Below are 15,960 nucleotides of genomic sequence, written 5' to 3' on the forward strand. Positions count from 1 at the left end.
TTATCTATCAAATCATTTTAACGTTTTAAGGAAGAATTTATGATAAATAAATCAATTATTTATTTAACATGTCTTACACCATCAACAGGTCGATACTCATCTCCAGTTAATTCCTCATAAACAATTGCTGGCAATCCTGTGTCAAACATTGTTTGCAATGCTTCTTTTAACATAGGATTCCAACCACCAGTACTAACTTTTCCATGCCTTACAGTCCAGTCCCAAGTCCCTTGAAGATCTCTGGGTAATCTACCTTCTCTATCTCTTCGCGCGACTAAGTCTAAAGACTCAACTATACCAACGATAACTGGATTTTTACCGTAAGAAGGGGTAAGACTTAATTCAAGTCTAACTGGATCTTCTTTAACCATTTTTAAACGAAACCTTGGTGGCAACTTTAGAGATCTTAATACCGCTGAAACAATTTTTGTTCTTAATTCCAATTTTTTTCCTTAGATGTAATTTGATTAATCAGTTGTTGAACCTTTCTCTTCTAATGTGGAGTCATTGTCGTTCGAAAATCTTACTGTTAATAACTCCTCTTCAGTTATGTTTCCTGATTTATCTAAAAGTTCAGGATGTATTGTGTACTTTTTTTGTTTAAGACTGGAAGTACTGAAACGTTTATTATTATTATCGGATATACCCCAGCCATTAGACATCACTTTAAAAGCTTTCCAAACTAAATAAGTTAAGGCCGCAGAATATATAATTGGAAATAAAATAGTCATTAAGCTTATAAATTAGTTAATTATATTTTTTAATATCATAGCCCGAAAAAAAGAAATTTAGCTTAAGTCATTAAATTATTCTCTAGATTCAAATAATTTAATTAGTAGTTATATTTAAATTACACTTGTGTGGTGTATTAAATCCCTCGCAGAACTTCAAAAATCAAAATTGAAAAGATACATCCAAAAGATATTACTAGTCACTTCATTAATTACAGTAGGCATTAGATATCCTGCAAAAGTAATATCCCAACCATTAAGTAAACCAAAAATTAATGAAGTTAATTTATATTCAAACAAATCTTTTATAACTAAAGCTGTAGAAAGAACCGGTTCAGCTGTGGTGACAATTGATACTCAAAGATATGTTAAAAAAAGAAAATTTCCTAGAAATTCTCAACTATTTATTGACCCATATTTTGAAAGATTTTTTGGGTTAGATTTACCTAATGACAATCGGCCTAGGATAGAGCAAAGCCAAGGGAGTGGATTTATATTTGCAGATGGACTCATAATGACCAATGCTCATGTTGTGAATAGATCAGATAAGGTGATTGTTGGTTTAACCAATGGCAAAAAATTTGAAGCAAAACTAATAGGGCAAGACTTTTTTACTGATTTAGCAGTTCTAAAAATTGAAGGGAAAGGACCTTGGCCAAAAGCAAAATTGGGCAATTCGGCAAAGATTAAAGTTGGAGATTGGGCCATAGCAGTTGGAAATCCATTTGGACTGGAAAACACAGTGACCCTTGGTATTATTAGTAATCTAAATAGAAACGTTAATCAATTAGGAATATATGATAAAAAGCTTGAATTGATACAAACAGACGCTGCTATTAATCCTGGAAATTCTGGAGGACCACTATTGAATAGCGAGGGAGAAGTAATTGGTATTAATACGTTGATAAGATCAGGTCCAGGAGCGGGTTTGAGTTTCGCAATCCCAATTAATAAAGCTAAGGAAATTGCCTATCAACTTATAAAAAATGGAAAAGTAATACATCCCATGATCGGGATTAGCCTAATAGAAGAAAAGAATTCTGAGAGCAAAAATAATTCCGTAAAAGTTGGATATGTAGTACCGAACAGCCCAGCTGAAAAGAGTGGAATCATGATAGAAGATACTATAGTTAAAGTCGGCAATAAAAATATTGAAACAGCATCAGACGTTATAGACCAAATAAGTAAAAACGGTATTAATAAACAAGTAAATATATTATTGAAGCGTAGAAATAAATTTATTCAATTAAAAGTAATACCAACTGATATAACTAATCTAGAAAAAAACTAAAAGATTTAATTGTCATTCTGTTTAAGTATTTCCACACACCTGGAAATACATCTACCATCCCTTATATCACAGGTAGTAATGCATTCAAAATAACTTTCAATAGGATCAGAAATTTGCAAATGTTTTTCTTGGAAATCGTAATTTTTCATTTAAATTATTAAAAACTATTTTTGTATTTTTAAGATTAATAAGGGAAGGTAAACTCTGTAAAGATAAATGAGTGATCTTACTTAGCTAAATGTAAATTTTATTAAAAGTAATCAAATTTTTTTTTGACTTTGAGTTTTTTCTAAAAAATATTCGTAATTACCATCATATGAAAATAACTTTGAATCTTTAATTTCGATAATTCTATTTGCAACCTTTGAGATAAAATACCGATCATGAGAAATGATTAATAATGAACCTTTATAATTTTTAATTGCTAATTCTAAGTTTTCCTTAGATTGCAGATCCAAATGATTAGTTGGTTCGTCCAAAAGAAGAAAATTACTAGGATTAATTATCATGAGCGCCAATGCTAATCTTGCCTTTTCTCCTCCACTGAGTTGTTTAATATATTTAAAAACAGTTTCATTTTGAAAGCCAAAACCTCCTAAAAATGTTCTAACTTTTTTTTGAGACCATTCTGGAGACTTATTACATATTAAATCAATAACCCTTTCTTCAAGTGAAAGTGCTTCAGCCTGATTCTGTTCATAATAGCTAGTAATTATATTATGTTTACCAAGATTAATTTCTCCAATTTCAGGAGATAATTTTTTCATAATAATTTTAAGCAATGTAGATTTGCCGCAGCCATTAGGTCCCAATATTGCTATTTTCTCCCCAGAAGAAATCTTTAAATTAATATCTAAAAAAAGAATTTTATCCTCGAAACTATGAGACAAATTTTTGATATTTAGAACTAATTTTCCTGAGCGAGGGCACTCTGGAAAATTAAAAACAGGACTTTTTGATTTTGCTATGGGAGCCTCAATTTTAGAAATCTTTTTTAATTGTTTTTCTCTACTCTTTGCTTGAGAACTTCTAGTTGCACTAGCTCTAAATCTATCTATATACCTCTTCTGTAACTCAATTTCTTTTTGTTGTAATTGATATGCCTTATTTTGTGATTCTTCATTTAAAGATTTCTGTTCAACAAAAAAAGAATAGTTCCCATTATATGTTTCAGATGTTCCTCTATCTACAAAAATTATTTTTTTACATAATTTATCTAAGAAATATCTATCATGGCTGATTATTATAACTGCAATCTTAAGCGATGATAGATATTCTTCCAACCAAAAAATAGTTTCTAAATCTAAATGATTAGTTGGTTCATCCAGTAAAAGTAAATCAGGTTTTTGTAAAATTATTTTTCCAAGTGCAACTTTCATCTGCCAACCACCTGAGAAATTGCCAACTAATTTATCAGCATCTTCTGTAGAAAAGCCTAATTTTGGTAATATTTTTTCTACATCAGATTGCATTTTATAACCACCTAAAGCTTCAAATTTTGCTTGATATTTTGCGAGTTGATTTACAAATATTTCAAATTCATCAGAATTTTTTTTTATATCCAATGATTTCATTTTATTCTCAATTTCTAAAAGTTTAACGGCAACAAGTTGTATATCTTTAAAAGAACTTTCTAATTCCTGTCTCACTGAAAAATTTAAATTACAATCAAACTCCTGTTTTAAATGGGCAATTTTAGGATTTCCCTCTTTGATGATCGTTCCACTTGTTTGCTCTTCCTCTCCAATTAAAATCTTAAACTGGGTTGATTTACCTGCACCATTAGAACCAACTAAGCCAACTTTTTCGCCTTTCTTAATCTCCCAACTAATATTTTTTAAAACAACATCTGTAGAATAAATTTTGCTTACACCTTCAAATCTAATCACTGTTTTAAAATAGAATTTACAAAATCTGTGGCTTATTTACTAAAAAATATTTTGTGGAATAAAATTAAACTATGAAAAGAATAGAACAAATTGTAGTGATTTTCATAGCTGCAGCTCTTGCAATTCCAAGTTATTGGTTTTTTTGGACTTTAGCTGGTGGAGGTGGTTATAACAAAAGGGTAAAACCTATTAGTAATCCAAATAATAATTATTCTAAACCTTTTACTAAAGACCTCCTCGAGCCTTGATTAACCACATTTTAGTTGCTTCATCATCAATAGTACTCAAATATTCAATAACCTCTTCTTTAGTCACAGAAATATTTAGCTCGTCACCAATATCGCATATTTTATCTAAGGCTTTTTTGGGATTAGTTAAAGCTGTCATAAAAAGACTTTGTTTCTTTTTGGAATCGTTAGCTATTAACTTATAGAGCTTTTCAGCGTTACTGGACATGTTTTTGAAATCTATTTATTAATAGATTATTACTTCAAGCTACATTTTGTTCATTATATTTATTATTAGATAAATCATTATCCACATCTTTTATCTCTTTTGCAGATGCATCTGCCATACTTCTTGCGTCTAAACATAAAACTTTTCTTAGTTTCGCAAAGTTAGCTGCGTGAGATTTTCTGCCATCTTTTTGAGCATAATACTCAGACTGCTGAAGAATTTGGTGAAGATGAGTTAACAAATATGGGCTAATCACAGCTGATACCAAAACGTCGCTATTTTCATTACCGTGAGAATCAGAATTAGCTAATCTTTTTTTCGGTTTATCAATTATCGACCTTTTTGGAGAATCAATTTTTCTTGAATTTTTCATGGGACAATAAAACAATTAATTGATAGGGACGTAAATTTCCTTACTAATAATATACACAAAGATAGTATCCTTGACTAACTGTGTATACTAATAAGTAACAGTTATCAACTTTAACTCATGGCTACCCGCCAAAACTCAACTAATGGGAAGCCTAAATCCCCCAGAATTCAAGTAGTTCTTCCAGAATTAATATGTGAGCAATTAACTATTTTGGCCGATAATGAATCTAGGACAGTAAGTAATATGGCAAAAGTGTTAATACAAGAGGGTATAAAAAAATATTTCGAAAAAGAAAGTAAATCACCGCTTTCAGAAAATAATTTAAATACTGATAAATTTAGAGATGAACTTGAAAAACAAAACGTCAGAAGATTAAAAAGAGCTCCTCAAAGGATTAGATACTATAAAAAATCTGATTAAAAATAATTAATTTTGAGGCAATTTCTGTAAATCTACAGTTTTACCCATGACTACCAAAATATTTCCTCTTTCCAAAATATATTTTGCTGGAGGATTAACTGTTAACTCTTCAGCAGGTCCTGCAGCAAGAACATTTACTAAATAATTTTTCCTCAAATTTAAATCTCTTAAAGATCTTCCAATAAATTCCTCTGGAACTGTTATTTCATCTATACCAGTTTGATTATCTAGTTCCAATCTTTCGATTAGGTTTGGTCTTACTAGTTCTAAACCTAATCTTTCTCCTTGCATCCTAGATGGGAAAACAACTTTATCTGCACCTACTCTTTTTAACATTTTTTCGTGCAAGTCACTGGTAGCTCTCGCTATTACTCTTTTCACTTTGCTACCTTCACTATCCTTAGCAATAAGAGTAGTAGTTATACTTGCTTCAATGGGTTCACTAATACCCACAACAACAGTATTCATTTCAAGAATTCCCGATTCCTTCATAGACTCTTCATCAGTACAATCTACAACTCTCGCTTCTATCGAAGGTTCTAATTGTCTTAAATCGTCAATAGCTTTTTCCGAATAATCTGCAGCCAAAACATCTGCACCATTACTAATAAGTTCTCTGCAAACTGCGGTTCCAAATCTTCCAACGCCGACAACTGCAAAAGTGAGTGCTTCATTTTCTCTCTTTTGAGACCACTGCCACCAATCAGCCATAATAAAACTCAGTCAATTCTAAACATATAGATCAGCCCTAGGATAGCCAATTCTCTTTTGTCTATCTATTCTACTCTTATAAAGAGCCTGCCAAAGTGCACTTAAAAGCAAAAGGATCCCAAGTCTGCCCACAAACATACCCACAATAAGAATAAATTGACCAAAATGATTTAATTTTGCAGTTAAACCAATATCAAAACCAACTGTTGCAAATGCAGATATGCAAGTGAACAGAATTTCTAGAAATGTAAAGGATTCTTTTTTAACAAAAGTATTAGTTGTACTAAGTAACATTGCCATTAAAAGAACAAAAAGCAAAGATCCAACTGTTATTCCAACTGCTTTTAGAATAACTTTATCTGAAATTAATCTATTGCTAATAATTACATCTTTCTGACCTCTTAAAGTTGATCTAGTTGCAGCCATTAAAGCAATAAATGTAGTTGTTTTTATTCCTCCACCAGTACCTCCGGTACTTGCTCCAATAAACATAAGTGTCATTAATAATAAGAGGCCCGTATCTGATATAGAGTTCAAAGAAATCGGAAAATTTGTAAAGCCTGCAGTTCTTGCACTTACTGTTTCGAAGATAGATGACATTAACCGTTCAAACAGATTTAAATCATTAAAAAATTGACTATTTAGCAATGATTCAGTGATAAAGAATCCTAGTGATCCAAACAATATTAGAGACAAACTTGTCCTAATAACCAGTCTGGAATGAAGGCTTAATTTCCTATAAGAAAGATTTTTTTTATGACTCCAAATATCATCAATAACCCGCCAGCCCAATCCACCCATAACAATGAGAAAAACAAAAACACTATTCACCAAATAATTGGTTCTATAGTCTTGAAGACTATTTGACATTAAAGAAAATCCTGCATTGTTATATGCAGAAATACTATGAAAAATCGAGGACCATAGTCTTTCCCAATTATTTTGAATATCTACAAATCCAAAAGAATATAAGACAATTGCGCCCAAGGATATGATACTAATCGCCGTAATAGCAATGCTTTGAAAAGTTCGACCAATTCCTCCAACTCCAAATTCATCTAAAGTCTTTCCTTTGTCTAATCTCGTTCTGAGTTTTGTCCCCTTTACAACAAACCCTTGTAAAAATGTTGTAATGGCCATTAATCCTAGACCACCTGATAAAAGCATAAAAGCTAAGAAAACTTGGCCAAAGAAATTTAAATCAACACCAATATCTATTATGGTTAAGCCGGTAACGGTTATAGCAGAAGTTGATGTAAAAAATGCTTCCCACAAACCAACCTTTGAAGATGAACATAATGGAGAACTCAAAATTAAAGTTCCAAGACAAATAATAAATAAACCTGTAACAATAGTAAACTGAGGTACAGATAGCTTTTTGTAAGCATCTTTTAACTTATAAACTTTACTTGAGAATTTCACGATATTACCCGTAATTTAAAATTATCAATGCCGGTACTGTAAAAGACATTATAAGTGTTAATCCAGCTCCGTATTTTGCGATATCAAAAAACCTATATCTTCCAGGACCATAAACCATTAAATTTGTTTGATAACCCATTGGAGTCAAGAAAGATTGACTAGCACCAAATAAAACAAGCATTATTAAAGCACTTGGTGAAATCCCTAAAACATTTGAGAATTCAATAGCAACAGGCAAAATCAAAGCCACCGAAGCAGCATTACTTATAAATTGTGTAAGAATAACTGTCGATACAAAAATTAGGACTAGTGCAAAATACAGAGGCATTCCATTAAGGGCAAAATTTAGATTGACAGCAATTAAATCTGCTAATCCTGTTACTTGCATAGCCACACTAAAACATGATAAGGACCCCAACAATAAAATGACGTCTAACCTAATTGATTTTTGAATCTCTGCAGGTCTTAAACATCCACAAGCAACCATAGCAATTACTGCTAAAAGAACTGAACCTACTAATGGAATATTAGAAACCGAAGGCAAAACTACCATTCCTATTGCAATTGCAATTGATATAGGTTTTTTTATCAAAAAAGGTAAGTCATCTTCGAATTGATCTAAAACAAGTAAATCATTACTAGCTTGCAAACCTCTTATTGAATCTAACGGTGCTTGCAATAATAAAACATCTCCAGCCCTTAAAACAGCTTGACCTAATCTCTCCTGAACAGTTTGTTGACCTCTTCTTAATGCTAAAACCGTTGCATTATGACGCTGCCTAAATCTTAATTCTCTCAAACTTGCACCCGCTAGAGTTGAACCAGCTGGCAACAGGGCTTCAAAGGTCTTAGTACCTTCATCATCTGAGAAAACATTAGCTGCATCGAAAGAAGTTTTGTTTTCTCCTAACAAAATGGTATGTTCCTGCTGCAATCTAAATAAGTCAGCTCTTGTAACTCGGATTATTAATCTATCATCCGGCTCAATCTTTCTATCAGCCAAAGGAGGAAGAATAACTTTTCCATTTCGTTGCAATTCCAGAACATCAACGTCAAATCGTCTTTGCAATCTACTATTTCTGACAGATTGTCCAACTAATTCTGAAGTAGAGGGAATAGTAACTTCAGTAAAATATATATTCATATCACCATTTTTAACAAACTCCTTCTCTCTTCCTCTATCAGGCAAAAGCATGTCAGAAACTAGAATCATATAGGTTGTACCTATAAGCCACACAGGAATTCCTATTGAAGTCAAACTAAATAATTCCAAAGCTCCATAACCTAATTGTTGACTAATATCACTTACAAGAAGATTTACTGAGCTGCCTAATAATGTCAGAGTTCCACCGAGTAAAGTAGCAAAAGAAAGAGGTAATAAAACTTTTGATGGGGATATATTTCTTCGCTCGCACCAACTTTCAATTAAAGGTAACAAAGATGCCACTACTGGTGTATTAGGCACAATTCCAGATATTGGAGCAATCAAAAAAGCTATTAAAGAAATTAATTTCCTAGGAGTTCTTATTCTTTCAGAAGAAATCAATTCTCTTACTCTGTCTAAAGCACCACTTTTAAATAATGCAGAAGAAACTGCGAATAAACCCATAAGAGTAATTAAGGAAGGGCTACCAAATCCAGCTAAAGCTTTTTCAGGAGAAAGGACACCTGTAGCTATGAATATTCCAACACATAACAAACCAGTCAATTCTGGCGCAATAGTATTTTTTATAAATAAAATTATAGACATTATTAAAACAACTACCGTTAAAAACGCATCAAAATTATTAATAATTACTGCAATTAAATTCATACGAAAGTTATTTAACTCAATATACCCAAAAACAAAATTTCAAAAAAGTTTAATTGGAATTATCTTTTTTAAGAAACTTTTTAAAAATAGATTTTTTTTGGAATATCCATGAAGATGCAGATTTTAAGCTTTCAGTAATATCAGGCAACTTGGAAGCATATATTAGTCTTCTTGCCTCAAAGGCCAATTTCCCAGATAAAGTAACCCCAAGCCCGGAAATTGAAGCTTCGCCTATTCCTAAGCTAATCATTTCACCATTGTCTTTAAATTCAAAGGGTAGAGGATCCTTCCCTTGAATTAAAAGTTCTAAATTATTAGCCAGATGATTTCCCTCCTGCATAGCGACCTGAGCAGTTATGGGTAAATCCTCCATGCCTTCAATAACTGAAATATCGCCAATAGCAAAACAGTTTTTATATTTTTCTATTTGCAAATTATTATTAACTAAAATTCGTCCAAATTTTTTTGTTATTTGATCAGTTTCTAAGTAAGACAAATTAGGGGTCACGCCTGCAGTCCAAATAACAATATCTTTATCCAAAGAAGTTATTCCAGCCTCACTAGAAATACTAATTTTAGTTTCTGAGACTTCTTTAACTATGGAATTCAAAAGAACGTTTATTTTTCTTTTTTCTAATGCCTTCTCTGCTTGCTCTCTATTAAAAATTTTGTTTTTATTGAGGATTTCATTTGATTTTTCTATTACATTAATTTCAAATTGGTCTGAAAATATATCTTTAATTTTGCATGCTAACTCAATGCCAGAGGGACCACCTCCAACTATAAATAACTTTTTATGCAACGCAGTATCTTGTGATTTTTTTAAAAAAGAATTTAATTTATTTAGATCGTGAACATCATTAAAAAAATAACAATTTTCATCTATACCTTTTATTAACAAACTATTTGGGATGGATCCTGTACAAATAACAAGATACTGATAACTTAATTTTAAATTGTCACTAAATTCAAGTATATTTTCTTTGAAAGAAATTTTAGTCAAACAATTTCTTAAAAAAGTTATGCCAGCATCAGAAAAAATATTTGCAAATTTTGGAGTGGCTTCCCAACTTCTTATTTCTTTACTTAAAACTTCGTACATTAGGGGTTTAAATATAAAGTTAGTTTCAGAATCAACTACAAGAATCGGCAAAGAAGGATTAAGATTTTTTAAATTCAAAGCAAATGTCATACCTGCAAAACCTGCTCCAACTATTACTATTGGTTTTTGTATTGATTTCATTAGAGAAATATTGTTATCCGTAAATGTATTATTAAACTATACGAATAATTTTTAAATTAAGCGAAATAACATTAAACTCATAACGGGATTCAAGAATGATTGAAAAAATCCACAAAGATATTCAAACTAACTTGAGGAAACATAATCAAGAGTTAGTAGATATGAATCCTCAAGAAATGCTTTCGTGGGGTTATGAAAAGTTTGATAATCAATTTGCTATTACAACGAGTTTTGGTATACAGTCATCAGTTCTTTTAGATATGGTCAGTAAATTATATCTACAAAAAAAAATCAAAATATTTTGGATTGATACAGGTTACCTGCCTCTAGAAACATACCATTACGCTGAAAAGCTTATTGATAATTTATCCTTAGAAGTTGAAGTTCTGCAAAGTGAATTATCTCCAGCAAGAATGGAGGCCAAATACGGAAAACTTTGGGAAACAAATAAAGAGAGTGATTTAGATAAGTATCATGAGTTGAGAAAAATAAGACCTTTGGAAATTGGTCTAGAAAAATATAATATTTCCTGCTGGGCAAGCGGAGTTAGATCAAGTCAAACAGACAATAGAAACAAAATGAAATTCCTGGACATAATTCGTCAAAGACTCTCTTTAAGACCTTTATTAAATTGGACAAATAAAGATATTTATTATTATATGGAAGAGAATAATTTACCTGCCCATCCACTTTTTATCAAAGGTTATTCTTCTGTAGGAGATTGGCATTCAAGCAGTCCCGATGGTATTGAAACAAAGGGCAGAGATACAAGATTTGGGGGGATTAAACAAGAATGTGGAATACACACTAATAATTAAAATGATCATAGAGTAATGATCTCAGATATAAATTTTTTATTAGTAGGCAATAGTAGGCTTCACTGGGCAAAGTATTCTAAAAATCGATCTAAATTCTTTCATACCATGAAAGAGGAAAAAGTTCCCGAAAATATAGATCTTGATCAATTAATTTGGGCTTCTGTAGGAAAACTACCAAATTTTTTGCTGAAAAAAGAAAATGAGATAAAAACTAAAGATATTCATTTATCAAATCTTCCTGATTATTTTGGAATTGATAGAGCTCTTGCTTGTCTCGCAGCTCTAAAAATTATTGAAAACCCTTTAAAAAAAGATTTTCTAATAGCAGATTTTGGAACAATATTATCGATAACAAAATTGAATTCAAATGGATCTATTATTGGAGGTCAACTTATTCCAGGTTTTCTAACACAATTAAAATCAATGGAACAAAATACAAAAAATCTTAAAGTTCCAAAAAAATATGATATTCCGATCAAAGATTTTTTAATAACTACAGAAGAAGCAATTTTAAAAGGAGTAATCAACTCTCTTACTGGGGTGATTAATAATTTATTTAATCCTGAAAAAGATATTTTAGTAATCTGTGGTGGAGACTCTGAACTCCTGACAAAATCACTAAAGACTCAAAAAGAAAATATTATTAAAGCTCCTAATTTAGTTATGGAGGGAATGATTATTCACAACCTGACCATAAATAATTAGCTTAACTTAAGGTCTGCAATTATATGATCAGCCATTATTGCTGCTTTTACTTTTAAGTATATTTTTTCGATGTTACCATCAGTATCAATCAAAAAAGTATTTCTCATCATTCCCATATATTCTTTTCCCATGAATTTCTTAAGTCCATAGCTATCGTAATCAGAAGAAACTTTGAAAGGTTCAGGATCAGTTAAAAGAATAAAAGGTAAATTAAATTTTTCTATAAACTTCTGATGAGAGGATGCATTATCTTTACTAATACCAAGCACAACAATATTATTTTTTTGGAGTAAATCCCAATTCTCTTTAAAATTACATGCTTCTTTAGTACATCCTGGAGTATTATCTTTTGGATAAAAATATAGTATTATTCTTTTACCTTTAAAATTACTAAGAGAAACTTCTTTCTCAAAAGAATCTTTTAATTTAAATTCTGGTGCTTTGTCGCCAACCTTAAGAGCCATTGAAATTATTAAATAAGTATAGATATAAAATACCAAAAATTTGGTTTTATGAGATTAAAGGTGTGCAAGATGTCGCAACGTTAGAAGAAATTAAAACCGCAAAAAACCTAACAAGTTCAAGATCAAAGATTTTTTTAGAAACAAGAGCGTATTTGCGACAATCACTTTCAACACTTTTTGGATTAGACCCCCTCAAAATTCCAATTAATGCTCTTCCTGGAGAACCTCCAAGTTTACCCTCTGGGATGGGAAATATTAGTTTAAGTCATTGTAAAGATGCCATTATTATAGTCTGGCATAAAAGTAAAATAGGGATTGATATTGAGAGAACAGATAGAGATTTTAATCATATAAAATTTGCAGAAAAATATTTTTTTCATACCAATAAATCAAACCATAATAATTATTTGACAAAAAATATGATATTAAATCAATGGTGTACTGTTGAAGCGGCTATAAAATGGAATCATGGAAAATTAGCTAAAGATATTAACCATTGGCAATATTTTGAAAATCCAAAGGCGTTAATTCATAAGAAGAAGAACATACATTTAAATTATTCACAGATTAATTTCCATAATTGGACTATCGCTTTAGCCTACGAAGAAAAAACTTCTTTAAATCCTGAGATTATTTGTTGTTCGAAAAATTTTTAGTTTTCTGTTCTTCTAAGCAGTTCTTCATGTTGAGTTTTTTCCCATCCATTATTATTTGGTTCCCATATTTTTAAACCTCTTAAAGATTTGGGAAGATATTCTTGTGCGACCCAATTACCTGGATATTTATGAGGATTGACATAACTATTTGAATTATTTTTTAAATGAAGTGGCACATCAAAAGCATTGGTAGATTTTATTATTTCAATTGCTTTGAAAATACTTTTCGTGCTGTTACTTTTTGGAGAAATAGCTAAATATAAAGAAGCCTGCGTTAAAAAATATAATCCTTCAGGAAAACCAACTCTATCAAAAGCATCACAACAGGATTGTACAACCACTAGGGCATTAGGATCAGCTATTCCAATATCTTCACTGGCAGATATAAGTAATCTTCTAAAAATAAAATTAGGATCTTCGCCAGCCTCCAGCATATTCGCAAGCCAGAATAAAGTTGCATCTGGATCAGAACCTCTTATGGACTTGATAAAGGCACTTATTACATCGTAATGATTTTGACCATTTTTATCGTAAACAATATTTTTCTTTTGAATTGCATCCTCTGCTATTGAGAGATTAATGTTGATTTCTTTAGTATCATTTTCAGCAGTTGTTTCTATTGCCATCTCTAGCGCATTGATTAATGTTCTTGCATCGCCACCAGAAAATTTAATTAAATGACTCATAGCATCTTGAGTCAAATGAACCTTTTTTGAATCTTTTTTTTTAGAATAGTAAGTGATGACTTTTTGTATTATTTTCTGCAAATCATTTTCTGCCAAAGGAAGTAGTGTAAAAATACGAGACCTACTAACAAGCGCTTTATTGACAGCAAAGAAAGGGTTTTCAGTTGTAGCACCAATAAAAGTTATAGTTCCATTTTCTATTGAAGGTAATAAAGCATCCTGCTGAACTGATGTAAATCTATGAACCTCATCGATAAATAAAATTGTTTTTCTTTTTGAATTTATTAATCTATCTTTTGCATTAGCGATTTCATTTCTTAATTCTTTAACACTAGATAATACTGCATTTAACTTAATTAATTTTGACCGCGTATTAAAAGAAATAATTTCAATAAGAGTAGTTTTTCCAACACCAGGAGGGCCAGAAAAAATAAAATTACTAATCTTATCGTTTAATATTGCACTTCTTAAAAGCGAATTCTCATTCAGGATTGGTTGTTGACCAAAAAAATCATCCAAATTCTTTGGTCTTAATTTATCCGCCAAAGGTGCATTGTTTTCTATCTGAGAATGATTAGCAAATAAATTTTCTGAATGCATATAAATAAAATCAAAAAATCATTACTTTCAATTCTATGTAATTACTGTAGGAGTTTCCATTTGAGTAAGTTTTGAAATGTTCAATAAAGCATCTAAATCATCTATTAGAGGTTTCAAAGCTATCTGAGGATTTAACGAAAGATTCTGTTGAGGATCGAAAAATTTCTCAAAGTAAAGTCTTAATGTTGCACCCTTAGTTCCAGTTCCAGAAAGGCGCACAATTACTCGAGAATTATCATCAAGGACCAATCTTAAACCTTGATTTTCACTTATGGAATTATCAACGGGATCTAAATATGAAAAGTTATCTGCAACTTTAACTAAATGACCAGCAAAACTATTTCCTCTTAAATTTTCGAGCATAGAAGTTAGATTACCAAAAATTTGATTAGCAATATTTGAGGGAATTGCCTCATAATCATGTCTTGAATAATAATTCCTACCAAATTGTTTCCAATGATTCTGCATCAAATCACTTACCGAACATTTTTTCTCAGCTAAAACTTGTAACCAAAACAAAACTGCCCATAGTCCATCTTTCTCTCTCACATGATTACTACCTGTTCCAAAACTTTCTTCTCCACATAAAGTAATTAAATTAGAGTCTAAAAGATTTCCAAAAAACTTCCAGCCAGTAGGTGTCTCAAAACAAGGTATATTTAATGCTCGAGCAACATTATCAACCGCTGAGCTGGTTGGCATGGATCGTGCCACACCTGTAATACCATCTTTATAACCAGGGACACATTTTGTATTAGCAGTGATGACTGCAAGGCTATCACTCGGATTTACAAAACATCCACTTCCTAAAATCATATTCCTATCTCCATCTCCATCACATGCAGCACCAAAACTATAAGATTTTTTATTTAGTAACAAATCAGCCAAGTGGGATGCGTAAGTAAGATTAGGGTCAGGGTGTAAACCTCCAAAATCTTTTAACGGGTTACCATTCATGACACAATCAGGGGGAAGACCCATTTTTTCAACAAAAATATTTTTTGCATATGGGCCTGTGACCGCATTCATTGCATCAAATATTAACGAGAAGTCATTTTTTAAAAAATCACTAATTTGATCAAAATCAAAAATTTTCTCCATCAAATTAGAATAATCTGTTAATCCATCAATAATTTCTAAGGTAGTTTCGTCGTAAGCATAAATTCCATATTCACTAAAATCAGGTAATTGAAATTTACAAATTTTATAACTAGTTAGTAATTGCGAAGCCTTAAAAATCTTATTAGTAATTATCTCCGGAGCTGGGCCACCATTGGAGATATTCAATTTCACTCCAAAGTCTCCATCAATCCCGCCAGGATTATGGCTTGCAGAAAGAATAATTCCACCAATAGCGTTTTCTTTTCTAATTAAGTGTGATGTCGCAGGAGTAGATAATAAACCATATTTTGGAACAATAACCTTTTGAACTTTATGAGCAATGCATATTTGGACAATTTTTTCTATTGCTTCAATATTGCCATATCTGCCATCACCACCAACTATTAATGTTGAACCTTTTAAATCTTCTAATGATTGTAAGATTGCTTCAATAAAAACTTCTAGATAATGTTCTTCCTGAAACTTTAAAGTACTTTTTCTTAATCCAGAGGTACCTGGTTTTTGATCTAGAAAAGGAGAATTAATATTAATTACACTATCTTGGTTCATATTTTTAAGAA

General features: G+C 31.2%; 18 protein-coding genes. 6 read left to right on the forward strand and 12 right to left on the reverse strand.

Features of this window, described 5'->3' with window-relative positions; all coding sequences use genetic code 11:
• Positions 1–59: 59 nt before the first annotated feature.
• Positions 60–443: a hypothetical protein gene (locus BS621_RS04250; protein WP_025924047.1), complete on the reverse strand. Its 384-nt coding sequence runs from the start codon at positions 441–443 to the stop codon at positions 60–62.
• A gap of 24 nt (positions 444–467) precedes the next feature.
• Positions 468–731: a DUF2973 domain-containing protein gene (locus BS621_RS04255; protein ID WP_077141935.1), complete on the reverse strand. Its 264-nt coding sequence runs from the start codon at positions 729–731 to the stop codon at positions 468–470.
• Positions 732–900: 169 nt separating this feature from the next.
• Here BS621_RS04255 and BS621_RS04260 point away from each other — a divergent pair, with 169 nt between their 5' ends.
• On the forward strand, positions 901–2,022 hold the full coding sequence (locus BS621_RS04260) for a trypsin-like peptidase domain-containing protein (RefSeq protein WP_077142663.1): 1,122 nt from the start codon (positions 901–903) through the stop codon (positions 2,020–2,022).
• 260 nt (positions 2,023–2,282) lie between these two features.
• Here the strand turns inward: BS621_RS04260 and BS621_RS04265 are convergent, their stop codons facing one another.
• On the reverse strand, positions 2,283–3,911 hold the full coding sequence (locus BS621_RS04265; protein WP_077141936.1) for an ABC-F family ATP-binding cassette domain-containing protein: 1,629 nt from the start codon (positions 3,909–3,911) through the stop codon (positions 2,283–2,285).
• Between the two features lie 71 nt (positions 3,912–3,982).
• On the opposite strand from BS621_RS04265, the gene BS621_RS09420 reads away from it, so the two are divergent.
• Positions 3,983–4,159 (forward strand): hypothetical protein, encoded by a 177-nt coding sequence (locus tag BS621_RS09420; protein WP_198025671.1) that lies wholly within the window; start codon positions 3,983–3,985, stop codon positions 4,157–4,159.
• On the opposite strand, the gene BS621_RS04270 is transcribed toward BS621_RS09420, so the two are convergent.
• Together BS621_RS04270 and BS621_RS04275 are read right to left on the reverse strand one after the other, a co-directional pair.
• Positions 4,137–4,367, reverse strand: coding sequence for a hypothetical protein (locus tag BS621_RS04270; protein ID WP_025931252.1), 231 nt, complete (start codon positions 4,365–4,367; stop codon positions 4,137–4,139). The two genes, BS621_RS09420 and BS621_RS04270, sit on opposite strands and share 23 nt — an antisense overlap.
• Before the next feature lie 34 nt (positions 4,368–4,401).
• Entirely contained in the window at positions 4,402–4,740 is a 339-nt protein-coding gene (locus tag BS621_RS04275; protein ID WP_025922015.1) for a hypothetical protein, read from the reverse strand.
• A gap of 117 nt (positions 4,741–4,857) precedes the next feature.
• Here BS621_RS04275 and BS621_RS04280 point away from each other — a divergent pair, with 117 nt between their 5' ends.
• On the forward strand, positions 4,858–5,160 hold the full coding sequence (locus tag BS621_RS04280; RefSeq protein ID WP_025924041.1) for a ribbon-helix-helix domain-containing protein: 303 nt from the start codon (positions 4,858–4,860) through the stop codon (positions 5,158–5,160).
• Positions 5,161–5,166: 6 nt separating this feature from the next.
• Here the strand turns inward: BS621_RS04280 and BS621_RS04285 are convergent, their stop codons facing one another.
• Genes BS621_RS04285 through BS621_RS04300 form a run of 4 tightly spaced genes read right to left on the reverse strand, consistent with a single transcriptional unit; the run spans position 5,167 to position 10,349 of the window.
• A complete protein-coding gene (locus BS621_RS04285) occupies positions 5,167–5,871 on the reverse strand; it encodes a potassium channel family protein (RefSeq protein WP_011862125.1) in 705 nt (234 codons plus the stop codon).
• 18 nt (positions 5,872–5,889) lie between these two features.
• The gene (locus BS621_RS04290) at positions 5,890–7,293 is read right to left on the reverse strand and encodes a potassium transporter TrkG (protein WP_077141937.1); all 1,404 of its coding nucleotides are present in this window, start codon (positions 7,291–7,293) and stop codon (positions 5,890–5,892) included.
• A 4-nt stretch (positions 7,294–7,297) separates the two neighbouring features.
• Positions 7,298–9,106 (reverse strand): SLC13 family permease, encoded by a 1,809-nt coding sequence (locus BS621_RS04295; protein WP_077141938.1) that lies wholly within the window; start codon positions 9,104–9,106, stop codon positions 7,298–7,300.
• A gap of 49 nt (positions 9,107–9,155) precedes the next feature.
• On the reverse strand, positions 9,156–10,349 hold the full coding sequence (locus tag BS621_RS04300; protein ID WP_077141939.1) for an NAD(P)/FAD-dependent oxidoreductase: 1,194 nt from the start codon (positions 10,347–10,349) through the stop codon (positions 9,156–9,158).
• 95 nt (positions 10,350–10,444) lie between these two features.
• On the opposite strand from BS621_RS04300, the gene BS621_RS04305 reads away from it, so the two are divergent.
• Both BS621_RS04305 and BS621_RS04310 read left to right on the forward strand, forming a co-directional pair.
• On the forward strand, positions 10,445–11,167 hold the full coding sequence (locus BS621_RS04305) for a phosphoadenylyl-sulfate reductase (protein ID WP_077141940.1): 723 nt from the start codon (positions 10,445–10,447) through the stop codon (positions 11,165–11,167).
• A gap of 15 nt (positions 11,168–11,182) precedes the next feature.
• Positions 11,183–11,872 carry a type III pantothenate kinase gene (locus BS621_RS04310; RefSeq protein WP_077141941.1) on the forward strand — a complete coding sequence of 230 codons (690 nt, stop codon included), beginning with the start codon at positions 11,183–11,185 and terminating at the stop codon, positions 11,870–11,872.
• On the opposite strand, the gene bcp is transcribed toward BS621_RS04310, so the two are convergent.
• On the reverse strand, positions 11,869–12,336 hold the full coding sequence (gene bcp / locus BS621_RS04315; protein ID WP_077142664.1) for a thioredoxin-dependent thiol peroxidase: 468 nt from the start codon (positions 12,334–12,336) through the stop codon (positions 11,869–11,871). The genes BS621_RS04310 and bcp overlap by 4 nt on opposite strands.
• Between bcp and BS621_RS04320 the strand changes: the two genes are divergently transcribed.
• Complete coding sequence (locus tag BS621_RS04320) at positions 12,336–12,992, forward strand: 4'-phosphopantetheinyl transferase family protein (RefSeq protein ID WP_077141942.1); 657 nt, start codon at positions 12,336–12,338, stop codon at positions 12,990–12,992. The two genes, bcp and BS621_RS04320, sit on opposite strands and share 1 nt — an antisense overlap.
• On the opposite strand, the gene BS621_RS04325 is transcribed toward BS621_RS04320, so the two are convergent.
• Positions 12,989–14,278 carry an AAA family ATPase gene (locus BS621_RS04325; RefSeq protein WP_077141943.1) on the reverse strand — a complete coding sequence of 430 codons (1,290 nt, stop codon included), beginning with the start codon at positions 14,276–14,278 and terminating at the stop codon, positions 12,989–12,991. The genes BS621_RS04320 and BS621_RS04325 overlap by 4 nt on opposite strands.
• Positions 14,279–14,311: 33 nt before the next feature.
• Entirely contained in the window at positions 14,312–15,949 is a 1,638-nt protein-coding gene (locus tag BS621_RS04330) for an alpha-D-glucose phosphate-specific phosphoglucomutase (RefSeq protein ID WP_077141944.1), read from the reverse strand.
• Between the last annotated feature and the right edge of the window lie 11 nt (positions 15,950–15,960).

This window comes from Prochlorococcus sp. RS04 (genome assembly GCF_001989455.1).
Lineage (GTDB): Bacteria > Cyanobacteriota > Cyanobacteriia > PCC-6307 > Cyanobiaceae > Prochlorococcus_A.